Consider the following 22,095-nt stretch of genomic DNA (forward strand, 5'->3'; position numbering starts at 1 on the left):
TCCGTGCAAGGCCGGAAATCGGCCCGGATTGATTGACCGGGCGGCGCGCCCGGCCTAATGGCTTTCTTCTGGTTTTCTTTCGCAGTTGAAAAGGTCACGCCGTGCCCGACACGCCGGTTTCCGCCGCTCCGCAATCTTTGTCCCTTCCGCGCGCCGGCCTGCCGCCGTTGCAGCGCTGGCCCGTCGTGCTCGAAACGGCCGGCTGGAAGGACTACGCCCTCCTCGACATGGGGCGCGGCCAGAAGCTGGAACGCTATGGCCGCTTCACCGTGGTGCGCCCGGAGCCGCAGGCGATGGGCACACCGCGCCTGAAGCCGGCCGTCTGGGAGCGGGCCGACGCGGTCTTCACCGGCGACGTGGACGAGGAAGGCCCCGGCCGCTGGAAGTTCGCCGGCAGCGTGCCCGAGACCTGGGAAATGGCCTATGGGCCGGCGCGCTATTTCGGGCGTTTCATGTCCTTCCGCCATGTCGGCGTGTTCCCCGAGCAGGCTCCGCACTGGGACTGGGTGATGGAGAAGGTGCGTGCGGCAAAGGCCGCCGAGCCGGACCGTCCGATCAAGGTGCTCAACCTGTTCGGCTACACCGGCCTTGCCTCGTTGCTTCCGGCCGCCGCCGGGGCGCAGGTGACCCATGTCGATGCCTCCAAGAAGGCCATTGCCTATGCGCGCGAAAACCAGGACCTCTCGGGCCTGAACGATCTGCCGATCCGCTGGATCCTCGAGGATGCGAGCAAGTTCGTGGCCCGGGAAGTGCGCCGCGGCAGCACCTATGACGGCATCATTCTCGATCCGCCGAAGTATGGCCGCGGCCCGAAGGGCGAGGTGTGGGACCTGTTCGTGAACCTGCCGGAGATGCTGGACATGCTGCGGCAGCTGCTGTCGCCCAACGCGCTGTTCATGATCCTGACCGCCTATGCCATCCGCGCCTCGTTCCTGTCGGTTCATGAGCTGATGGCCGAGACGCTGGCCAGGCAGGGTGGCCTGCTGGAATCGGGCGAACTGGTCATCCGCGAGGAGAACGGCCCGCGCGCCCTCTCCACGTCCCTCTTTTCCCGCTGGAGCGGCGCATGAGCGAAACCTCCCGTCCGCGCGCCGGCGCGGTGAAGCAGATCACCAGCCACTCCAACCCGATCATCAAGGACATCAAGGGCCTGGTGGCGCTGCGCAAGCACCGGACCCAGACCGGCCTGTTCGTGGCCGAGGGGCTGAAACTGGCCACCGATGCGCTCGCCGCCGGCTGGACAGTGCGCTATCTCGCGATCGGTCCGGACGCGCGCGACAACCCGGTGGCGCAGAAAGCCGCCGCCACGGCCAAGGCACGCGGGGCGCTGATCCTCGAGGTAAACACGCCGATCCTCGAGGCGATCACGCGGAAGGACAATCCGCAGATGGTGGTGGGCGTCTACGAGCAGCAGATGATGCCGCTCGAGGCCATTGATCCGCGCGCTTCCACGGTCTGGATCGCCCTCGACCGGGTGCGGGATCCGGGCAACCTGGGCACGATCATCCGGACCGCTGATGCTGTGGGCGCGTCGGGCGTCATCCTCATCGGCGACTGCACCGATCCCTTTGCGGTGGAAGCCGTGCGCGCGACCATGGGCTCGCTGTTCCATGTGCCGCTGGTCAAGACCAGCCCGGACGCCTTTAAGGCCTTCGTCGGCCGCTGGCCGGGCACCGTGGTGGCGACGCATCTGGAAGGCTCGGTCGACTACCGCACCGTCGACTACACCGAGCCGGCGCTGCTGGTGATGGGCAACGAGCAGCAGGGGCTGTCGGCTGACCTCGCCGCTGCCTGCAAGACGCTGGTGCGCATCCCGCAGGCGGGGCAGGCGGACAGCCTCAATCTCGCTGTCGCCACGGGCATTGCGCTTTATGAAATCCGCCGCAAGCATCTCGCCCTATAACGGGGTCAGTGATCAGACTTTCGCAGCAGGAGCCTTGGCATGCGTCTCTTCGTCTTCGGCGTCGGGTTTTCGTCCCGCGGCTTCATCGAGCGGGTGAAGCACCGGTTCGAGTGGATCGGCGGCACGACGCGATCGCAGGACAAGGCCGAGCGGTTGCGCGCCATGGGCGTCGAGCCATTCCTGTTTGACGGCACTGCGCCAGGCGCCGGCGTTGCCGACGCGCTTGCAAGCGCCACCCATGTGCTGTTGTCGATCGGACCGGACGAGGCCGGCGATCCGGCGCTGGTGCACCATGGCCGCGACATCGCCGCCGCCCGGCCGGAGTGGATCGGCTATCTGTCGACCGTCGGCGTCTATGGCGACCACGACGGCGCATGGGTGGACGAGGAGACCCCGTGCAAGCCGGTTTCCAAGCGCTCGGTGCAGCGCGTCGACGCTGAGAACGCCTGGCTCGCCTTCGGCCGGGAGGCTGACCTGCCGGTGCAGATCTTCCGCCTGTCGGGCATCTACGGCCCCGGGCGCAACGCCTTCGAGAACCTCAAGAAGGGCACGGCGAAACGGCTGATCAAGCCGGGGCAGGTGTTCAACCGCATCCATGTCGCCGATATTGCAGGCGCACTGGAGGCCTCCATGGCCCGGCCCCGCACGCGGATCTTCAACGTCACCGACGACGAGCCCTGCCCGCCGCAGGACGTCGTCACCTATGCGGCCGAGCTGATGGGCGTGACGCCACAGCCCGAGCAGGACTTCGCCACAGCTGAGCTGTCGCCCATGGCACGCTCGTTCTACGGCGAGAACAAGCGCGTCTCGAACGCGCGTGTGAAGGCCGAGCTGGGTTACAAGTTCCAGTTTCCCAACTACCGTGTCGCGCTGGAGGCGCTGATGGCGGCCGGCGAGGCTGATTGAGCCGCCAGCCGCCCTCGGAAAGTCACTTCGGCTGTGCAACCATGCGCAGGTAGGGCTTCAGCGTCTTCCAGCCGTCCGGGAACTTTGCCTTGGCCGCTTCATCGTTCAGCGAGGGAACGATGATGACGTCCTCGCCCGAGGTCCAGTTGGCCGGCGTCGCCACCTGATGCTTGGCGGTGAGCTGCAGCGAGTCGATAACGCGCAGCACTTCGTCGAAGTTGCGCCCCGTCGAGGCCGGATACTCGATCTTCAGCTTCACCTTCTTGTCCGGGCCAATGATGAACAGCGAACGCACGGTGAAGGTGTCGCTGGCGTTCGGATGGATCATGCCATAGAGGCTCGCGACCGTGCGGGCGGGGTCGGCAATGAGCGGGAAGTTGAGGGCAACGCCTTGCGTTTCCTTGATGTCGCCGATCCAGGCATGGTGATCTGCGATCGGATCCACCGACACGCCAAACACCTTGACGCCGCGCTTGTCGAACTCGTCCTTCAGCTTGGCAGTCATGCCAAGCTCGGTCGTGCAGACCGGCGTGAAGTCCTTCGGATGGGAAAACAGCACGGCCCAGTGGCCGTCGATCGCTTCATGGAAGCGCAGCGGGCCGGAGGTGGTGTCGACTTCGAAATCGGGGGCGAGATCGCCGAGAAGCAAGGCGGACATGAGACTTCCTTTTTTGACAGGCAGAGCACCGGGCCAGGGCCCGGACATGCAATCAAGAACCAACCCCCTGTTACCTATCACAGGGTGAATGCGCTGACGCCCCTTGAAATTGCCGCAGTCATGTACCACCTTAGCGTGGCGAGTGAGTGTTGCATCCCGTTCTGGATGCGCCTTGTGGCAATCTGCCAGCGAATTAACCGCTGATTAACCAGAAGTCCGCAAACTTGCGTAAGGTTGCCACAAGCCAAAGCTGGCTAGATGCGGCGACGTTTCAATCAAAACTGTCATCAAGACGTTTCAAAGTCCGGCTAGACAGCCGGTGTATAAGACGTAGTGAGTATTAACGGAAGTAAGTCCATGGATCATGGAAACGTAAAATGGTTCGACATGCACCGAGGTATCGGTGCAATCGAACCGCAGGAAGGCGATGATGTGCTGGTCGAGATCGACAGCCTCCGCCGCTCCGGTATCGAGACGCTGAAGGAGGGCCAGCTTGTGGCCTTCGACATGGCGTTCCGGGCCGGGCGAGGCCTTGCCGAGCATGTGAAGGTCCTCTGACGGCCAAGCCCGCAGCGCGCCTTCCCGGCTGCTGCTGCAAGGGCTTCTGTCACGGTCTTAAACGACGAAGGGCGGAGTGATCCGCCCTTTTTTGTTGTCCCAAATATCCCGCTGCAAATTGTCAGGCAGCGTCTCGCCCTTCCAGGGGGCCGCGTTTCAGTGATTGTACAAAGCGGGCCACAACTTCCGTCAGTTCGCCAGCCGTCTGCGCGACATTGCTCGCGGAGTGAAGCACTGTCTCGGCCGAGTCCTGGGTACTGCTGACCGCATTGCTCACCCCGACCACGTTGTCACTGACCTCGCTCGTGCGCTGCGCTGTCGTCTCCACGGTCGTGGCGATCTCGGCTGTCGCGCGGCTCTGCTCGCCGGAGGCGGAGGCGATGATCGACGTGATGCCCTCGATCTCGGCAATCGTGGTCGACACCGTGTCGAATGCGAAGACCGTTTCCCGGCTGGCGCTTTCCACCTCGGCGAGGGACTCCGTGATTTCCTTGGTCGCTTTTGCCGTCTGGCCAGCCAACTGTTTGACTTCATTGGCGACAACGGCGAAGCCGCGCCCCATTTCACCCGCGCGTGCGGCCTCGATTGTGGCGTTGAGGGCCAGCAAGTTTGTCTGGTCGGCGATGTCGGAGATGAGGGCGATGATCGCCGAAATGGCTTCTGTCGATGCCGACAGACCCTTTGCTTTCGCCTGTCCTTGTTCCACCTGCTGGACGGCCTGCCGTGCGATGGTGGCCGAGCGGTTGATCTGGGCACCGATCTCGCGCGCGGACTGGGACAGGCGATCGGTCGCTTCGGAAGCGACGCGGACATTTTCCGAGGCCTCTTCGGTGGCAGTTGCGACGGTTGTCATCCGCTCCGTGTTCGATTGCGCAACCTCATTCAGGTTGCGCGCGGTCCCGGTCATGTCACCGGCCGCCTCTGCCAGTTTCCGCGCGATCTCGTTGACCTCGGCTTCGAATGCACCGGTGGAATGATGAAAGGCACCAACACGGCCCTGGATGGTTTCGGTGGCCTTGTTCATGATTTCGGCACTGCGCAGAAATGCACCTGCAAGCCCGCCAGGCTGGATGCGGCGATAATATCGGTTCTCGTGGATCGCCGACATGGAAGCGGCGGCTTCCCGCATGAAGGCATCCGTCCGGTCGATCAGGTGGTTCAGCGCCAGCAGCAGGTCGCCAAGGTCACCTTTTGCTGACAGGTCATTGGCCCGAACTTCGAAGTCGCCCCAGCCAACGCGTGTACAGACATCCACCGCATGGGCGATGGCGGCGCGGCTCCGCAGCAGCAAGATGACTGCCAGGACCAGAAGGCCAGACGCGGCAAAGGCCGAGGTCGCGGCAAGTCCCGGAGCCCCGGTCAGGGCAGCGGCTGCAGACATCAGACATGCGCCAAGCGCAAGGACAATGGCGACGAGCGCCTTAGAGAGTGTGGATGAATTCATCATAGCTCGTGCCCTTGTCCTGCAGCAGCCCGGTCAGGAGGGCATGTCCGGCCTGCATCCCGATCTTCCGGTCCGGAGCCTGGCGTTCTGCTTCCAGCAGCCTTTCGTAAAGCGGAGTGATGGTATCGCGGATAAGCGTCGGATTGGGGACGCGCCGATTGGAGTGATAACCAACCATCCGGCCAGCCGCGTCGTAGGACGGGGTCACATGCGCCAGGACCCAGTAGTGGTCGCCATTCGCGCACATGTTCTTGACATAGGCGAACACCTCGCCGCCCGCCTCGATTGTATCCCAGAGCAGCTTGAACACGCAGCGGGGCATGTCTGGGTGACGGATGAGGCTGTGCGGGGCGCCGTCGAGGTCTGCCCCGGAATAGCCGGCGATGTCCCGGAAGATCCGGTTGGTGTAGGTGATCCGGCCCTTCAGGTCAGTCTTGGAGACAATCAGATCCTTGTCGCTGAAAAATCGCTCCACGCCTGTTGGCAGGACTTTCTGCTTTGCCATGTGGTTTGTCTCGGTGTCAGGCGCCCAGGAAGCGCCTCCGGTTCCTGTAGATGTGTGACCTCTTGAGGTCGATCAGCCGCACATTGTCGGGAAACAGTGCCGCATATGTCGTTAATCAAGGATGAAGCCGGCTTCGAAACTGTAATCCAGGAACAGGAGCATCACGAAGACTGATATGGGAGACAATATAATTCAAATCGAGATATTTAAGTCTATTTTGTGTGGTATAGATTTTGATACCGTAAAAACATCAATAGCCTGGTCTGGTACAGGATCGAAATTTCTGGATACCGAAGTTGCGTCTCGGCGGAAAGGGCAGGAGCCGCAGTCTTGCCGTTGCGTTTGCGCCCCGTCCTTTTTCGTTGACGTAGCGTTGTCATCTCCTTCCAATGAAGCGGGGCCATAGTGCTCCACCATATGGCGGTGGAGGGGAGAGCATGAGCGACGGGACGACGCCCGCAGGGCAGGCATGCAAGGCCCTGCTCATTTACCCGCGGTTCAACGCCGGTTCCTTCTGGAACTACCAGGCAACCTGCGAACTGATCGGTGCCAAATATCCCGCCCCGCCGCTCGGCCTCATCACGGTGGCCGCCATGCTTCCAGGGTCGTGGGACGTACAACTGGTGGACCGCAACACCGATGAACTGACCGACGATCATCTTGCCTGGGCTGATGTGGTTCTGACCGGCGGCATGCTGCCCCAGCAAGGCGACACCCTGGCGCTGATCCGGCGTTGCCGTGCGGCTGGGGTGCCGGTGGTTGTCGGCGGACCAGATGCGACCTCCAGTCCGCATGTCTATGAGGAGGCTGATTTCCGGGTGCTTGGAGAGGCTGAAGGCATCTTGTCTGCGTTTCTCGATGCCTGGGGCCGGGGTGAGAGACAGGGAACCTTCACAGCGGAGAAATTCAAGGCGGATGTAACCACAAGCCCGGTCCCCCGCTTCGATCTCCTGAATTTCAGCAATTACGTCCAGGTCAATGTCCAGTATTCGCGCGGCTGTCCATTCACCTGCGAATTTTGCGACATCATCGAGCTTTACGGGCGGAAGCCCCGGACAAAGACCAACGAACAGATGCTGGCCGAACTCGGTCGCCTGCATGCCCTCGGCTACCGAGGTCATGTCGATTTTGTCGATGACAACCTGATCGGCAACAAGAAGGCAGTAAAGGCTTTCCTACCTGCCCTTGCCGAATGGCAACGGCAGCGGAAACGGCCGTTCGAAATGTCGACTGAGGCATCCCTCAACCTGGCGGACGATGACGAACTGCTCTCCCTCATGCAGGAAGCGGGCTTCTTCTCGGTCTTCATCGGCATTGAAAGTCCCGATCCCGACGTTCTCAACGCCACCCGCAAGAAGCAGAACACCCGGCGCGATATCGCCAAGAGCGTTCACAAGATTTATGGCGCCGGCATCTGGGTTCTGGCCGGTTTTATCGTCGGCTTTGACGAGGAAAATGACCGGGTCGCCGAGGAAATTTCAGCCCTGATCGAGGAAGCGGCGATCCCGGTGTCCATGGTGGGCCTGCTGTATGCCCTTCCCAACACACAGCTGACTCGCCGGCTGGAGCGGGAAGGGCGTTTGCATGCTGAGTTCGACATTTCCAATGCGGAAACCGACCAGATGGGCGACCAGTGCACGTCGGGCCTGAACTTCGACACGAGGCGCTCGCGCGCCAGTATTCTGCGCGACTATCGTAAGATCGTCGACGACATCTACACGCCCGAGGCATATTTCCGGCGGGTGCGGCGGGTTGCTGATCTCCTCCGCTTGGATGGGGCAAATGGCCAGCTTCTGGGGGCTGGGCTCTTCCATGACCTGAAACTGTTCGGCCGCCTGCTCTGGTCAATGAGTATTCGGCACCCACAGTTCCGGGGGCCGTTCTGGCGGACCTTGGCCTATGCCGCCTCCCGCGATCTGCGCTCGATCAAGCCCGTGCTGATGATGATGGCACTCTATGTCCACCTCGGGCCGTTTTCCCGCTATGTCATGAGCGAGATCGACAAGCAGATCGAGGATGTCGAGCAGGGGCGCTGGACCAGGCCAACTGCTTCGGCAGCTTGATATGACGCGCAGATACCGCGCTTAAAATCCCTGAAACATGAAATCTGTTGCCGCGACAATCGCGTCCGCATGCCGTGACAGATCGGCAACCACGTCTCCGATCTCGGTCAGGGGCACGGCGGCGATGTGCTGCGACAGCAGCGCATAGGACACGCCGCCGATTTCGAACACCGGATTGATCTGGCGGATGGTTTGTCCAAGTTCGGCGACGGGAACCAGCGGTACCAGCACCCGGGTCGTCAGCTTGTCGAGGAGATTGGCCTGCAGTTCAAGGCCGAGCACAGGGCTGTTGCGCAGGCGGCGCACCTGGAAACGGGCCATCAGAACGTCCGGAACCGGTTCAGCGGAAGGCCGTTTCGGGCCACCCAGTCGTTGGCGGCCTCGAAGCCTTCAGCATTCTCCAGTCGCCAGAGCCGTTCCTTTTCGTCCTGGATAGCCCGGTCGATACCAGCCTCAGCAGCCCGGACAACATCCAGTTTGAGGTCAAGCGCACGAGCCATCAACTTGCTGTTGACGGCAATCGTTTCTCGCATTGGCGGCTTTTGCGACATCTTACCCTCGCAGACCCGATACCGAAAAACGGTAGCACGGCACCGGGCTGCAAGAGAAGGGATCACTCTTCCATCTTGAGTGCCTTGATGAAGGCCTCCTGCGGGATCTCGACCTTGCCGAACTGCCGCATCCGCTTCTTGCCTTCCTTCTGCTTTTCCAGAAGCTTGCGCTTGCGGGTGGCGTCGCCGCCGTAGCACTTGGCGGTCACGTCCTTGCGCAGGGCGGCGAGGGTTTCACGGGCGATCACCCGGGCGCCGATGGCGGCCTGGATCGGGATCTTGAACATGTGCCGCGGGATCAGGTCCTTCAGCTTCTCGCACATGGCACGGCCGCGACGTTCGGACTGCGAGCGATGGATCAACATCGACAGGGCGTCGACCGGCTCCTCGTTGACGAGGATCGACATCTTGACGAGGTCGCCTTCGCGATAGTCCGTCAGGGTGTAGTCGAAGGACGCATAGCCCTTGGAGATGGACTTCAGCCGGTCGTAGAAATCGAAGACGACCTCGTTCAGCGGCAGGTCATAGGTGACCATCGCGCGCGAACCGACATAGGAAAGGTCAATCTGGACGCCGCGCCGATCCTGGCACAGCTTGAGGATCGCACCGAGATACTCGTCCGGCGTCATGATGTTGGCGCGGATCCACGGCTCGCGGATTTCCTTGATCTTGACCACATCCGGCATGTCGGCCGGGTTGTGCAGGTCAACCTCGGTGCCGTCCGTCAGGGTCATCTGATAGACCACCGACGGAGCGGTTGCGATCAGGTCCAGATCGAACTCGCGCGACAGGCGCTCCTGGATGATTTCCAGGTGCAGCAGCCCAAGGAAGCCGCAGCGGAAGCCGAAGCCGAGCGCTGCCGACGTCTCCATCTCGAAGGAGAAGCTGGCGTCATTGAGGCGCAGCTTGCCGACGGCCGCGCGCAGATCCTCGAAATCGGCTGCATCGACCGGGAACAGGCCGCAGAACACCACCGGCTGGGCCGGCTTGAAGCCCGGCAGGGCTTCGGCGCAGGGCTTGCGCTCGTCCGTGATCGTGTCACCGACGCGGGTGTCGGCCACTTCCTTGATCGAGCCGGTGAAGACGCCGATCTCGCCAGGGCCGAGTTCCTCGAAGGTGACAAATTTCGGCGTCATGACGCCGATGCGGTCGACTTCATAGGCCGCATTGGTGCCCATCATGCGGATGCGCTGGCCGCGCTTCATCGTGCCGTCGATGATGCGCACGAGCACCATCACGCCGAGATAGGCGTCGTACCAGCTGTCGACCAGCATCGCCTTCAGCGGCGCATCGTGGTCGCCCTTGGGGGCTGGCAGCTTGTGGACGATGGCTTCCAGCACATCGTCGATGCCGAGGCCGGTCTTGGCCGAGATCATCACGGCTTCCGACGCGTCGATGCCGATCACTTCCTCGATCTGCTCCTTCACCCGGTCCGGCTCGGCGGCGGGAAGGTCGATCTTGTTGAGGACCGTGACGATCTCGTGGTTGTTGTCGATCGCCTGGTAGACGTTGGCCAGCGTCTGCGCTTCCACGCCCTGGCTGGCGTCCACCACCAGCAGCGAACCTTCGCAGGCGGCCAATGAGCGCGACACTTCATAGGCGAAGTCGACGTGGCCCGGCGTGTCGATGAGGTTCAGCGTGTATTGCTTGCCGTCCTTGGCGTTGTAGACCAGGCGCACGGTCTGCGCCTTGATCGTAATGCCGCGTTCGCGCTCGATGTCCATCGAGTCGAGAACCTGATCGGTCATCTCCCGGTCCGTCATCGTGCCCGTCATCTGGATGAGACGGTCGGCGAGAGTGGACTTGCCGTGGTCGATATGGGCCACGATGGAGAAGTTGCGAATATTGGAAATGGGCTGGCTCGTCATGGTCGAGCGTTTACCACTCCCTTTGATTTGCGCAAAGGGGATTGCACGGCGAAGACGCGGAGAATTTGCGCTTTCCCGGGCGAAACAGTCTGCCGGCAAACGCCGTATTCCATTCAGGCAGCAAACCGGATAGGCCGAAGGCAGATCCTCGCTGACAAGGACAAACTGGAATGCTGATCCGCCCTGCTTCGTTCGATGACGTCCCCGCCCTTCTTGACATCCACAATGACGCCGTCCGCCGCCTCGCCGCGATCTGGACGGACAAGCAGGAAACGCTGGCCGAGCGTCAGGCCTGGTTCAATGGCCGGTCCGGTGCCGGCCTGCCGGTGATCGTGGCCGTTGACGAAGCCGGAACGATCCTTGGCTACGGCAGCTATGGTCCCTTCCGCGCCAAGGAGGGCTATCGGCTGACCATGGAGCATTCAGTCTATGTGACTGAGGCGGCGCAGGGTCGGGGTGTTGGCAAGGCGCTTATGCAGCGGCTCATCGCCGAAGCAAAGACCGCAGGTGTCCATGTGCTCGTCGGCGCAATCGATTCCGAGAATGCAGCATCAATCGCCCTGCACGCAGGTCTGGGGTTCGAGACGACCGGACGTCTGCCGCAAGTCGGCTTCAAGTTCGGCCGCTGGCTCGATCTTGTGCTGATGACCCTGATCCTGGATGATGCAAAGCCGCCCGCCGCCGGATCGGCTGTCTGAGCTGCTGCCTCCCAAGTTTGCTGCGTAGTGAAGGCTCGACAGGCAAGTTTATCCATGATTTTGTAATCCGCGAGCACCGTCTCGTCTGGTTTATTCGGGAGTGTCGCTGTTAGCCGGGCACCGTCCAGGCAAGCAGATGCCCCTCCCTGACCATGGAATGGAAATGACCTCTCCAGAGTTTTCCGGCATCGGCTTCGGCCGGATTGCCGCAACGCTGCCCGTCCGGGACATGCAGCGGGCCACCGATTTTTATTGCGCTGTCCTCGGCTTTGCGAAGGTGTTCGAGAATGGTTCGCCAGCCGGGTTCATGATTCTCAGGAATGGAGTTGCAGAGCTGCACCTGACCTTGCAACCACACTATGATGCGCCATCCTTCAATGTCGCGCATATGCTGGTTGACGATGTCGATGCCGTGCACGCACTTTGCTTCAAACATGGTCTGCGCATCATCAAGGGACTGCAGGACAAGGGCTATGGTCTTCGGGCTTTTGTTTTTGAGGATCCAGACGGGAACCGGATCGATGTTGGATCCCCTGTTGGTCCGGTCTAGCAGCCTTCCAGAGTCAGCCGTCTGACTTGGCTCAGCGTGCGGTCAGCACGCTGGTGCAGTCCTTAGGCAGCGCCGAGAGCGCCATCGGCCGCTTCTTCTCGACCGGTGGCGGCTTGCCCGTCACCGGATCGAGTTTCGGCACCCAGGGTTCGTCCGACAGCCACCAGGTGAGGTCCGCGCCGCAGCCGTCGCCGGGAGGCGGTGCGTCCTGGTCCGAACAGCCGGTGCTGCCGGCCGGGCAGGCGATGCGGACATGGAAATGATAGTCATGCCCCCACCAGGGCCGCACCTTGTTGAGCCAGGCCCGGTCACCGGTTTCGAATTCGCACAGAGCCTTCTTGATCGCCGGATTGACGAAGATTCGCGCCACGCGTCTGTCCTTGGCAGCATGACGGATCAGCGCAGCATGGCTGTCAGTCCACTTCGACCGATCAACGCTGCGATCTGCCCCGGCCTTGTCCTGCGGATGCTTGACCATCGAGATGGCGGAAATGTTCTCCCGTTCCTCCGCGCTCAGGATACGGTTCGGCATCGGCGTGAGCCAGAGGTCGGCATCAAGGCCGATCTGGTGGCTGGAATGGCCTGATGTCATGGGCCCGCCGCGCGGCTGTGCCAGATCACCGACCAGCAGCCCGTTCCAGCCGAGCGTCGGGGCCGCCTTGGCGAGGTCCTGCAAATAGCGGATCAGGTCCGGATGGCCCCAGTTCCGGTTGCGCGACAGGCGCATGACCTGCCACGTCGGACCGTTGACCGGCAGTGCGTTCGCTCCGGCAAGACAGCCCTTGGCGTAGGATCCGATAGAGCGGGCCGCAAGCGGCGCCGGGCCCTTCATCGCGCCGAAATAGTCCTTGGCCGGAGCATCGCCTTTCAGCGCCGCTGGCGTTACAGGCGCTGCGTCGGGCTGGGGCGAGACTGCCGGCGCAGCTGCGGCGCTGCTGCTGGCCGACGGCTTTGCGGTGGGTACGGGCCCTGCAGCAGCCGCCGGGCCGACAAGCAGCGCAAAGCCGGTGGCGACGGACACCAAGCCAAGGGCAAGCCTTGACCGTATGCTGCAACTCGGACGGCGGCGCAGTGTCATGATCGGATCTCCGCGATGGGCCAGTGGCCCCGGCTTCGAATCCTGCGCCGTAGGCATTTACGTTTCCTTAATCATGCCCCGGCTGCGGTCAAGCGGCGGCAAAGCAGGTTGTTCCGGCCTGCGGCGCGGTATCCCCATGAAGGGCGGCTGCGATGATGGCCGCGAGCCGGTCCAGCACCTGCGCGTGGTCGCGAATGATGAGGTCCGCTGCGCCGTTCAGCAGCAGAAGGTTGCCAGGCCGGGCATTGTCCCAGTCTTCCGCTTCGGCCGGGACGGTGCCGTCGATGCGGATGTAGGTCGGTCCATCCATTTCGTTGAACAGCAACTGGGCCGCTTCGGCAACGCCCTCCGCCTGCGCGCTGGTCAGGATCGACCAGACCGGCGCGCCATTGGAGGGCAGCATCCAGCCATGCGCGCCCCAGTTTTCTGCCTGAGCCGGGTTGATGGCGCGATCCGGGGCATGGCCGACGCCAAGCGACAGGATGACGATGTCACGTGGCGCCCAGCCCTGCCGGCGCGCAGCCGCATAGGCGACCAGAACCGGATCGGCATGGACGACGCTGCCGTCGATGATCGCCTCCTGGCGGCCGAGCGTCAGGTTGTCGAGCCGTGCCGGCTCGAAGAACGAGGGCGCAGCCATTGCGCCGCGCACACCTTGCCAGATGTAGTAATCGTCTGGTCTTGCGCCCGTAACGGTCGGAGTCGTGCCCATCAACAAGGTGCGGCGGTGCTCGATGTCATAGCCGGTCAGGACCAGGTGCGTCAGGGCACTCTGCATGGAGGTCCAGCCGAAGCGTTCCTTCAGCATCTGTTCGAGCAGGCGGGCGTCGTAACGTTCATCGAAGACACCGAACGGATGCGTCACGAAGCGCGAAATCCGCTTGCGCAGGCTGTGGCTGAACAGGGCGCGGGCATCTTCCTCGAAGAACCTGCGCAGCTCGGCAAGCGTTGCCGCAACCTCGCCGTGGCCACCGGTTGCCTTGGGTGCGGCAAGACCAGCGGCAATCAAACCGCCGGTCGAGCTGCCGCACATCAGGTCGAACAGGCGATACATTGGCAGCTCGATGCCAGCCTGTGTCAGCTTTCCCTCCAGCGCTTCCAGAACGCGCAAGGGGATGAGGCCCCGCATGCCGCCGCCGTCGATGGAAAGAATGAACCGTTTTGTCGATGTCATGCCCTGCCTCATTCGTGTGCCGCCAAGCGCCCCCGCATGCGCCCCGAGCCGGAGATCCGGCTGCGAGGGTTGCAGTTTTGGTGAGGAATGAGACTTGGGCAAGGCCGGGGCAAGGCCGGGGCAAGGTAGTTGCCCCGGAACGTGAAGTCAGGGTTAGGGAATGGCAAATGCGCCAAACCCGTCCAGCCGTCAGCCAGGCAACTGGGCAAGCTGCTTGTACATTAAGGTGCAGCCCTCGAACCGCTGCTTGCGCGGGTCGAGGGCGTAGGCCGGAATGTGGCCGATCACCTGATAGCCAAGGTCAAGGTAGAGCTGCTCACCAGCGTCGCCTGTCCGGGTGTCGAGGGTGAGAAGGCTCCGAGACCGGGCTGCGGCGCAGGCTTCGGCTTCCAGCATCAGCGACCGGGCAATGCCCTTGCGGCGGTGCTTGGGGTGAACCAGAAGCTTGCGCACATCGGCGCGCTGCGGCTGGTTGGCCGGCGTATCGGCTGCCAGCTGCACGGTGCCTGCAACCTCATCGCCGACCAGCGCGACGATCAGGTCAACGTCGCCGGCGACAACGCCCGGCAAGACCTTGCCGCGCCAGAAACGCAGCGCGTCGGTGGGGCTGAACGGGTCAACGAAGCTGACACTCGCCCCGTCAAGTACGCAGGCGGTCAGCACTTCGGCAAGGCCAACGACGTGATCTTCAAACGTGTCCGCAGTCAGGCGGACAAGGCGTGCGGCATGGGCCTGCGTTTGCTCGGCAAGGGTCATCTGTCAGCTCTGTTCGTTGGGGTTCATAGGCCGGGATCACGCCCGGACCTGATCTGTGTTTTGGGGTCTGCCGTCGTTCACACCAGAAACAGCAGGTACCGCGCGCCGCTGTCGCCGGGTGTCTCGTAGGAATTGCCGCCGGTCAGGCGGAACCGAAGGCAGTCGCCGGCGGAGAGGTCATGCCGGACGTTGCCAAGTGTCACCGACAGCGTGCCTTCCAGCATCACAAGATGATGCTCAAGGCCGGGCCGGGGCGGGGCGTCATAGGCAATGCGGGTCGCAGGGGGGAGGGTGGACTCCAGCACCTCTCCGGCAAGCGATCGGGCTGGCGGCGAAACGATCCGCCGGCGATAGCCTGTGCCCGGATCCGTCCATAGCACTTGCGCGGCCAGCGGAACGCATGCAGGCGCGTCGTCCTCGACCATCTGCATCAGCCGTGACAGGGTGATGCCATGCGCCGTTGTCAGACGGGCCAGCACCTGGGCCGTTGCGCTGACGTCGGCGTTCTCAAGCCGGGACAGGGTTGCCCTGCTGACGCCGCTGCGCTTGGCAAGGTCATCGAGCGACCAACCCTTGTCTAGGCGCAGCTGGCGCAGCCGCTGGGCAATCTGTGAATCGAGGTCAGCCTCGGGGGGAGATGTGTGCTTGTTTTCCATATTTGGGAATATTTCTCAAATATGGTCGGCCGTCAAGCCTCTGCGAAGGCGTTCTCCAGGCGCAGCGGGCGGGTCGACGCGCCGTCGCAGCTCAGAACATACAACTTGTCCGGTTCCACCGCACGCCAGCGGGCGCAGGCGCCCTCCAGCGGCTCCGATGCAAAGGCGCGGCCGCCGTGGTCGAGGCACTCGGAGAGATAGAGGGTCGGGGCCTGACCATCGTCGGCGAAACGGAACGCGTAGAGTTTCTCGCCTTCGGTGAACACGCAGGTCAGCCGGATCGGCTTTTCTCCGGTCGTGCGTCGCGCAGCGATGTCCAGCACCTGCGACAGTGTCTTGTCCAGCGCGGCCTGCGGATCGGTGTTGAGGCCATTGGTCATCAGCAGCAGGAAGAACAGTTCGCTGTCCGTCGTGCCTTTCCGGCAGGCGTAATAGTCCTCGTCGATCAGCATCTCCATTTCACGGCGAATGCGCGTGAAATCGCCGATGTTGCCGTTGTGCATGAAGGACCAGCGGCCGCAGGAGAACGGATGGCAGTTGTCGCGCGAGGTTGCGCCCGTAGTCGCGGCCCGCACATGGGCGAGGAACAGCCGTGCCTGCACCAGACGGCAGATGCTCTGCAGGTTCGTGTCGGCCCAGGCCGGCAGCACGTCCTTGAACAGGCCCGGCTCGGTCTGGTGGCCGTACCAGGCAATCCCGAACCCGTCGCCATTGACCCTGAGCTTTGCCTCCTGCGCATCAAGGCTCTGGACAAGCAGGGAATGCTTCGGCTTGGCGATGATGTTTTCGAGGGGGATCTCGGTCCCCAGGTAGGCAGCCAGACGGCACATGGATCAACAGGACCTGCAAATGGAGAAACGCACCGAAGGTACCTGGCAAAGGATCCCTCCAATCCCGGCAAGATTAAGCAGGTCGGGTTGGGATGAGATCCGGATTTTTAGGCATTCTTCAGTGGCGACGCCCAAAGTGTCCCATCTGATCGTTAATGGTTCGATACTTTTCCCATGCTGCAAGCCGAACGCCGCAACGAACTCGCTTGGGCTGCTTGCGCCTTCCGGGCAGACGCAGGTTCGAGGTGTCGCAGTGGTTAACGTGATGTTAACCATTCTTTTGCAAGGCTGGTCTCAGGATCTGCCGCAACCGGTGCGCAGACCGTACCGGAGCCATCCGATGCAGCTCTCGATCCAGTCGACGACCACCACTGCAAGCCTCTTTGCCATGCAGCAGGGCAGTCTCGACGCAGGCGGGCGCGGCAAGGCGGGCGGCGCAGACGAGGGGACGGCCAAGGCTGTTCCAGCGACCAATGTCCTCGACCTTGCGGCGAAGAAGGCAGAAGAAGATGCCGTCGTCATTTCGGCGCTGAAGGAGGCGGTCGAGAAGGGCAAGTCCAAGAGCGACAGCGACGACAAGTCCGCCAAGCTTGCCACCGTTGATGACTACATTCAAACCGCCGACAAAATTCGTGGCGCGTTGGGTCAGGACGGCGGAGAGGGCGCAAGTGCTGCCTACGAAAGCGCCACGATCACCGAAACCGTGATCGAAGGCGAGATCGGTGGCCAGAAGATTTCTGCCTCTTTTGTCTCGTTCGACCGGGTCTCCTACAACAGCCAGACCGGTCTGACCTCCCGTTCCGCCAGCGCGATGAATATCGAAGTCAGCGGCAACGGCGTTTCCTCCAGCTACCAGAGCGCATCGGTATCCTCGCTTTACGCCGGCACCGACAAGCAGCTCGGCAACCTGATTTCCGGCTTCGCCTGAGCGGGTAGCAATGCCCCAAACCGGTTAAACCGCGCCATGCGTCCGGAATTGACCGGACAGCCTGCCCCCTTGAGAGACTTCGCCTGACCGGCTACATCCGCATCAATCGGCCGCGTTCCTTGCGGCGGACGCAGCCAAACGTGTGGCAGTCTGGGAGATCAGCGCGTGGACAATCTGAAGGCGGAACTGCTGCGCGGCCTCTGGTACGTGGCCTGCCTCGGCGCCGAGATCAAGCCGGGCGCCATGACTGGCAAGAAGCTGATGGGCGACATGGTGCTGCTTGGCCGTGACAAGGCCGGCAAGGTGTTTGCCCTGCGCGACATCTGCCCGCATCGCGGTATTCCGCTGCGCCACGGCAAGTTTGATGGCGAAACGGTGCAGTGCTGCTACCACGGCTGGCGCTTCAATACGGACGGCGTCTGCGTCGACATCCCCTCGACCCATGAAGACCAGGTCATCGACTTCTCCAAGATCACCTGCGGTGCCTATCCGGCGATCGAGCAGCAGGGCCTCGTCTGGGTCTATTTCTCTGCCGCGGGCGAACGCCCGGAGGACGGCCGCCAGCCGCGCCCGCCGATGCTGCCGGACTTTGATGCCGCCACCGGCCCGGCGCTGCATATCATGCAGCCCTTCGTCTGTTCAGTGGACCACGCGGCGCTCGGCCTGATGGATCCGACCCACGCCGCCTTCGTGCACACATCCTGGTGGTTCAAGAAGAACGCCACCAAGCTGCGTCCCAAGCGCAAGGAATTCGAGCCGTCAGAGCTTGGCTGGGCCATGGTGCGCCACAAGCTGCCGCCGCAGAACATCGCCTACAAGCTGCTGGGCGACGACGTGACCACCGAAATCCGCTACGCCCTGCCGGGCCTGCGCATCGAGCATATCAAGGGCTCGAAGCACTCCGTCGTCGGCCTCACCACCATCACTCCGGTCACGGAAGACGAGACGGAGGTCCGTCAGATGTTCTGGGCATCGATGGGCTGGATCGGACCGTTCAAGCCACTGATGCGGCATCTGATGAACGTGTTTCTCGGCCAGGACCGGCGCGTGGTCATCCAGCAGCGCGAAGGGCTGGAGTACAATCCGAAGCTGATGCTGATCAACGACGCCGACACCCAGGGCCGCTGGTGGATGCAGCTGAAGCGCGAATGGACGGATGCGCAGGCCGAAGGCCGGGAGTTCCAGAACCCCGTACGCGGCCGCGTCCTGCGCTGGATGAGCTGACCGGCAACCGATTTGAACAGGATGAAAAAACCCCTTTGAAGGCAGGGGCTTTAGACTGCTGACACACCTTTCATCTTCATCCCGGGCGCAGCGAAGCGGAGATCCGGGACCGGAGAGCTACGGTCTTCCAGTTTTAACTCGTTGAAATATTAATGCCTCGGCTCTCCGGTCCCGGCTCTGCGCTTCGCCCGGCCGGGATGACGCCGGAGAGGTCTAGGCCTGTCATCAAGCTGAAACGCCCGGCTTACGACCGGGCTCTTTCCGTTTTGATGATCTGACGCGAGGCGTCTCAGTTCTTGTCGAACGGCGTATCGTCTTCGGCGGCCAGCAGCATGGGGACATCCTCCCACTCGGCCTCGTCACCATCCCAGGACCAGTCGCCCAGCATTTCGACGGTGTCTTCGAAGGCATAGTAGCGGTTGGTGGCCAGCCACAGGTCCTTGGCTTCCGCGTCTTCGTTCGACACTTTCAGCGCTTCCAGATGATAGCCGAAGTCTTCCGGGTCGGCTGGACGGAAGCCACCTTCATCCATGGCGATGGTGCCGTTCTCGAACAGCGCGTCGATGATGGGGGCAAGGTCCTCAAAGCCGAGATCGCCGGCGACCGCCACATAGGTGCCCCACATGAAGCTGTCCGGTTCCGGCTTCACCGTGACCGGGAAGTCTGCCAGAAGTTTGCGGGCATGATCACGGTCGACAGCTCCGCTGATCACACCATGCGCCCAGGCCACCATCATGGCATCGCGGGCAAAGTCATCAACCGCATTGTTGCTGAACCCGGCTTCCAGCTGGGCGTAGTCGCCATTGTTGAGCGCGATCAGGATCGGTCCCATCGTCTCGGTCATGGCATCGCCAAAGAGGGCTTCAAGGTCGAGGTTCTCGCTCTGCAGCAACTGCATCAAGGGAGCGAAGGCTTCCTTGGCATCAATGTCGGCGAGGATATGCAGGGCGATAAAGCAGGCATCGCCCTTGGCATCGCGCTGGCTCAAGGGACCCGTGCCGCCATTGGCACGGTCTTCCAGGATGGCCATCAGCGCCGGCCTGGCCGCTTCGGGCGCGTCAAGGCAAGCCTGAACCGCGTCTTCGGGAAAGCCTTCTCCGGCGGTAAAGGCATCAATCAGGCTGGCAGCGTCGAGCGCGGTCATGGTGAAATCCTTGTCTTGCTAAGGCGGTTCCTTTTTCGCCGGAACCTTCATTGCTTGTGTCTTATCACGGTGATCTCGCAGTGGCGATGACGGTTGCACATGTATCGCCAGACCTGTTGGTTCATGTTCCACGCGGTTTTGCGCGCCGGGTGGCTTCCGCGCTGTGTGGATCGTCAGGCCAGGGATGGCGCGGATAGCGGCCCTTCATCTCGCTCTTCACATCCGCCCAGGATCCGGCCCAGAAGCCGGGGAGATCGTGGGTGATCTGGATCGGCCGGTGCGCGGGCGACAGCAGCTCCAGCGTCAGCGGAATGCGGCCATTGGCGACCGAGGGATGCTGCGCCAGGCCGAACAGCTCCTGCACCCGGATTGAGATTGTCGGTCCGGCCTCCGACCCGTAGTCGATCGGCACGCTGGAGCCAGTTGGCGCGGTGAAATGCGAGGGCGCCAGCCGGTCCAGCTCCGCCGCGCCGCCATAGCCCAGAAGCCCCGCCAGCGCGTTGCCCAGCACCTCGGCCGAGACATCGCCGACACGGCTTCGACCAGCCAGATAGGGCGTGAGCCACTCTTGTATCGTCGCCCCCAGCGCCGCGTCCGACAGATCGGGCAGGGTGGTCTCGCCGGCGGCGCGGACAAAGCCGGCCCGTGCGCGCAGCCGCAGCTGGTCGTTGGTCCAGGGCAGCCGCGCGACGCCCCGGCGCGCCAGTTCCTCCACCAGCGCGGCGGTGACCAGCGCCGGGTCCGGGGCACTGATCTGGCGGCTCGCCAGCTCCAGCGCCCGCATCCGCCGCACCCGGCGCGCCCGCACGGCGCCGGAGGGCTCCAGCTTCACCTCGTCTTCTTCGGTGATGTCGGCGGCAAACAACGTCTCGATGTCATCAAGGCCGAGCGGGGCGGCCAGCAGGATGCGCCCGCTCGCAGCCTTGCCCTGGATGTCGGCCACGGCCAGGAAGGGCTCGGCGGCCAACGCCAGTTCTTCCGGCATGTCGGCCCCGCGCCCGTTGGCAAGGCGGAAGCGGCCCCGCTGGCCGCGCTGCTGTGCGACGCGCTCGGGATAGGCCAGTGCCAGCATCTCGCCGGCCTGTTCGGGCAGATCCGCATCGGTGCTTCCCCGGCTCCGCCCGGCCAGATCGCGCCAGCGGGTGGCCAGCGCCCGGGCGTCGCGGGCGCGCGGGCTGCCGTCGGCCCTGAGGCGCCTCACCCGCTCGCGCAGGTCCACATCCTGCCCGCCGAGGCCCGGCTCACTCAGGATCGCGGCGACATCGGCCGCCAGCCGGCCGAGACCCAGTCCTTCGGCCTCCACCAGCATGTGCGCCAGTCGCGGCGCAAGCGGCAGCCGGGCGAGGCGCTTGCCATGCGGCGTCAGGCGGCCGGCGCCGTCCAGCGCGTGACAGCCCTGCAGCAGGCTGCGTGCTTCCTGCAGCGCGGCGGCGGGAGGCTGGTCGGGAAAGCTCAGGCTGGCCGGATCGCTCGTGCCCCAGGCAGCCAGGTCCAGCAGCAGCGAGGAGAGGTCCGCCTCGAGGATCTCGGGCCGCTCGGCGGCGGCCAGCGCCTGTGTCTGCGCCTCGTCCCACAGCCGGTAGCAGACGCCCGGTTCGGTTCGCCCGGCGCGGCCGCGCCGCTGGTCGGCGGTGGCGCGCGCGACGCGCACCGTTTCCAGCCGCGTCAGCCCGGTCTGCGGCTCATAGCGCGGCACCCGTGACAGCCCGCTGTCGATGACGACGCGCACCCCCTCGATGGTCAGCGAGGTCTGGGCGATGGCGGTGGCCAGCACCACCTTGCGCAGGCCGGGCCCGGCCGGCCGGATCGCCAGATCCTGCGCCTTGCCGTCGAGCGCGCCATAGAGCGGGGCGATCTGGACCGCGGGGCCGACCTGGCCCTCCAGCATCTCCGCCACCCGGCGGATCTCGCCCTGTCCGGGCAAGAAGACGAGCAGCGACCCGCTTTCCTCGGCCAGCGCCTTGCGGATGGCGCGGACCACCTGCGGCTCGATGCGCTCGTCCGGACTGCGGCCGAGGTAGCGCGTCTCCACGGGGAAGCTGCGGCCCTTGCTCTCGATCACCGGCGCATCGCCGAGCAGCCGCGCGACGGAGGCCGCATCCAGCGTCGCCGACATCGGCACCAGCCGCAGGTCGTCGCGCAGCACGCCCTGCACGTCGAGCGCCAGCGCGAGGCCCAAGTCGCCGTCCAGCGAGCGTTCGTGGAATTCGTCGAAGAGGACGCAGGCGACGCCGGGCAATTCCGGCTCGTCGAGGATCATGCGGGTGAAGACACCCTCGGTCACCACCTCGATGCGCGTGCGGGCCGAGACCTTCGCGTCCATCCGCACCCGGTAGCCGACCGTCTCGCCGACCGGCTCTCCCAGCGTTTCCGCCATGCGGCGTGCGGCAGCTCGGGCAGCCAGCCTGCGTGGTTCCAGAACGAGAATGCGCTGCCCTGCTGTCCAGTTCGCACCCAGCAGCGCCAGCGGTACCCTGGTGGTCTTGCCCGCGCCTGGTTCTGCGACCAGCACGGCAGACATGTTTGTCTGAAGCACCGCCAGTAAATCCGGCAGCACGGCATCGATGGGCAGCGGTGCGTCAGCCTGGGCCAAGGGTCATG

At 63.6% G+C, this 22,095-nt stretch carries 22 protein-coding genes; 9 read left to right on the forward strand and 13 right to left on the reverse strand.

Annotation, left to right across the window (positions count from 1 at the left end; genetic code table 11):
- The first annotated feature begins 101 nt into the window (after positions 1–101).
- From C8348_RS13560 to C8348_RS13570, 3 genes are read left to right on the forward strand one after another with little or no spacing between them, the layout of a single operon-like run.
- Positions 102–1,070 (forward strand): class I SAM-dependent methyltransferase, encoded by a 969-nt coding sequence (locus C8348_RS13560; protein WP_425270820.1) that lies wholly within the window; start codon positions 102–104, stop codon positions 1,068–1,070.
- Positions 1,067–1,903 (forward strand): TrmH family RNA methyltransferase, encoded by an 837-nt coding sequence (locus tag C8348_RS13565; protein WP_106753888.1) that lies wholly within the window; start codon positions 1,067–1,069, stop codon positions 1,901–1,903. The genes C8348_RS13560 and C8348_RS13565 overlap by 4 nt, the downstream gene beginning before the upstream one ends.
- Positions 1,904–1,942: 39 nt before the next feature.
- Positions 1,943–2,809: an SDR family oxidoreductase gene (locus tag C8348_RS13570; protein ID WP_106753889.1), complete on the forward strand. Its 867-nt coding sequence runs from the start codon at positions 1,943–1,945 to the stop codon at positions 2,807–2,809.
- A gap of 22 nt (positions 2,810–2,831) precedes the next feature.
- Here C8348_RS13570 and C8348_RS13575 read toward each other — a convergent pair whose 3' ends face one another.
- Complete coding sequence (locus tag C8348_RS13575) at positions 2,832–3,467, reverse strand: peroxiredoxin (protein ID WP_106753890.1); 636 nt, start codon at positions 3,465–3,467, stop codon at positions 2,832–2,834.
- Between the two features lie 357 nt (positions 3,468–3,824).
- Here C8348_RS13575 and C8348_RS13580 point away from each other — a divergent pair, with 357 nt between their 5' ends.
- The gene (locus C8348_RS13580) at positions 3,825–4,025 is read left to right on the forward strand and encodes a cold-shock protein (RefSeq protein WP_106753891.1); all 201 of its coding nucleotides are present in this window, start codon (positions 3,825–3,827) and stop codon (positions 4,023–4,025) included.
- A 121-nt stretch (positions 4,026–4,146) separates the two neighbouring features.
- Here the strand turns inward: C8348_RS13580 and C8348_RS13585 are convergent, their stop codons facing one another.
- Both C8348_RS13585 and C8348_RS13590 read right to left on the reverse strand, forming a co-directional pair.
- Positions 4,147–5,472 (reverse strand): methyl-accepting chemotaxis protein, encoded by a 1,326-nt coding sequence (locus C8348_RS13585; protein WP_198647048.1) that lies wholly within the window; start codon positions 5,470–5,472, stop codon positions 4,147–4,149.
- On the reverse strand, positions 5,447–5,974 hold the full coding sequence (locus tag C8348_RS13590) for a PAS domain-containing protein (protein WP_106753893.1): 528 nt from the start codon (positions 5,972–5,974) through the stop codon (positions 5,447–5,449). The genes C8348_RS13585 and C8348_RS13590 overlap by 26 nt, the downstream gene beginning before the upstream one ends.
- 437 nt (positions 5,975–6,411) lie before the next feature.
- Here C8348_RS13590 and C8348_RS13595 point away from each other — a divergent pair, with 437 nt between their 5' ends.
- Complete coding sequence (locus C8348_RS13595; protein ID WP_106753894.1) at positions 6,412–8,037, forward strand: B12-binding domain-containing radical SAM protein; 1,626 nt, start codon at positions 6,412–6,414, stop codon at positions 8,035–8,037.
- A gap of 21 nt (positions 8,038–8,058) precedes the next feature.
- Here C8348_RS13595 and C8348_RS13600 read toward each other — a convergent pair whose 3' ends face one another.
- The 3 genes from C8348_RS13600 to lepA all read right to left on the reverse strand — a co-directional run bounded on the left by C8348_RS13600 (position 8,059) and on the right by lepA (position 10,456).
- Positions 8,059–8,358 (reverse strand): CcdB family protein, encoded by a 300-nt coding sequence (locus C8348_RS13600; RefSeq protein ID WP_106753895.1) that lies wholly within the window; start codon positions 8,356–8,358, stop codon positions 8,059–8,061.
- Entirely contained in the window at positions 8,358–8,588 is a 231-nt protein-coding gene (locus tag C8348_RS13605; RefSeq protein ID WP_106753896.1) for a type II toxin-antitoxin system CcdA family antitoxin, read from the reverse strand. The genes C8348_RS13600 and C8348_RS13605 overlap by 1 nt, the downstream gene beginning before the upstream one ends.
- Positions 8,589–8,650: 62 nt before the next feature.
- Complete coding sequence (gene lepA / locus C8348_RS13610; RefSeq protein WP_106753897.1) at positions 8,651–10,456, reverse strand: translation elongation factor 4; 1,806 nt, start codon at positions 10,454–10,456, stop codon at positions 8,651–8,653.
- A gap of 170 nt (positions 10,457–10,626) precedes the next feature.
- Here lepA and C8348_RS13615 point away from each other — a divergent pair, with 170 nt between their 5' ends.
- Positions 10,627–11,154 carry a GNAT family N-acetyltransferase gene (locus C8348_RS13615; RefSeq protein ID WP_106753898.1) on the forward strand — a complete coding sequence of 176 codons (528 nt, stop codon included), beginning with the start codon at positions 10,627–10,629 and terminating at the stop codon, positions 11,152–11,154.
- 163 nt (positions 11,155–11,317) lie between these two features.
- Complete coding sequence (locus C8348_RS13620; protein WP_106754051.1) at positions 11,318–11,704, forward strand: glyoxalase superfamily protein; 387 nt, start codon at positions 11,318–11,320, stop codon at positions 11,702–11,704.
- Between the two features lie 31 nt (positions 11,705–11,735).
- Here the strand turns inward: C8348_RS13620 and mepA are convergent, their stop codons facing one another.
- The 5 genes from mepA to C8348_RS13645 all read right to left on the reverse strand — a co-directional run bounded on the left by mepA (position 11,736) and on the right by C8348_RS13645 (position 16,198).
- The gene (gene mepA / locus C8348_RS13625) at positions 11,736–12,782 is read right to left on the reverse strand and encodes a penicillin-insensitive murein endopeptidase (RefSeq protein WP_106754052.1); all 1,047 of its coding nucleotides are present in this window, start codon (positions 12,780–12,782) and stop codon (positions 11,736–11,738) included.
- Between the two features lie 88 nt (positions 12,783–12,870).
- Positions 12,871–13,956 (reverse strand): patatin-like phospholipase family protein, encoded by a 1,086-nt coding sequence (locus C8348_RS13630; RefSeq protein WP_106753899.1) that lies wholly within the window; start codon positions 13,954–13,956, stop codon positions 12,871–12,873.
- A 189-nt stretch (positions 13,957–14,145) separates the two neighbouring features.
- Positions 14,146–14,712 (reverse strand): GNAT family N-acetyltransferase, encoded by a 567-nt coding sequence (locus C8348_RS13635; protein ID WP_106753900.1) that lies wholly within the window; start codon positions 14,710–14,712, stop codon positions 14,146–14,148.
- A gap of 77 nt (positions 14,713–14,789) precedes the next feature.
- A complete protein-coding gene (locus C8348_RS13640) occupies positions 14,790–15,368 on the reverse strand; it encodes a helix-turn-helix domain-containing protein (RefSeq protein WP_106753901.1) in 579 nt (192 codons plus the stop codon).
- Positions 15,369–15,400: 32 nt separating this feature from the next.
- Entirely contained in the window at positions 15,401–16,198 is a 798-nt protein-coding gene (locus C8348_RS13645) for a class II glutamine amidotransferase (RefSeq protein WP_106753902.1), read from the reverse strand.
- A gap of 340 nt (positions 16,199–16,538) precedes the next feature.
- Between C8348_RS13645 and C8348_RS13650 the strand changes: the two genes are divergently transcribed.
- Positions 16,539–17,126 (forward strand): hypothetical protein, encoded by a 588-nt coding sequence (locus C8348_RS13650; protein ID WP_106753903.1) that lies wholly within the window; start codon positions 16,539–16,541, stop codon positions 17,124–17,126.
- Between the two features lie 165 nt (positions 17,127–17,291).
- Positions 17,292–18,350 (forward strand): aromatic ring-hydroxylating oxygenase subunit alpha, encoded by a 1,059-nt coding sequence (locus tag C8348_RS13655; protein WP_106753904.1) that lies wholly within the window; start codon positions 17,292–17,294, stop codon positions 18,348–18,350.
- A gap of 289 nt (positions 18,351–18,639) precedes the next feature.
- On the opposite strand, the gene C8348_RS13660 is transcribed toward C8348_RS13655, so the two are convergent.
- Positions 18,640–19,494, reverse strand: coding sequence for a DUF1186 domain-containing protein (locus C8348_RS13660; protein WP_106753905.1), 855 nt, complete (start codon positions 19,492–19,494; stop codon positions 18,640–18,642).
- A gap of 121 nt (positions 19,495–19,615) precedes the next feature.
- On the reverse strand, positions 19,616–22,087 hold the full coding sequence (gene hrpB / locus C8348_RS13665; protein WP_106753906.1) for an ATP-dependent helicase HrpB: 2,472 nt from the start codon (positions 22,085–22,087) through the stop codon (positions 19,616–19,618).
- Positions 22,088–22,095 lie beyond the last annotated feature (8 nt).

The organism is Pannonibacter carbonis, from assembly GCF_003012935.1.
GTDB classification, from domain to species: domain Bacteria; phylum Pseudomonadota; class Alphaproteobacteria; order Rhizobiales; family Stappiaceae; genus Pannonibacter; species Pannonibacter carbonis.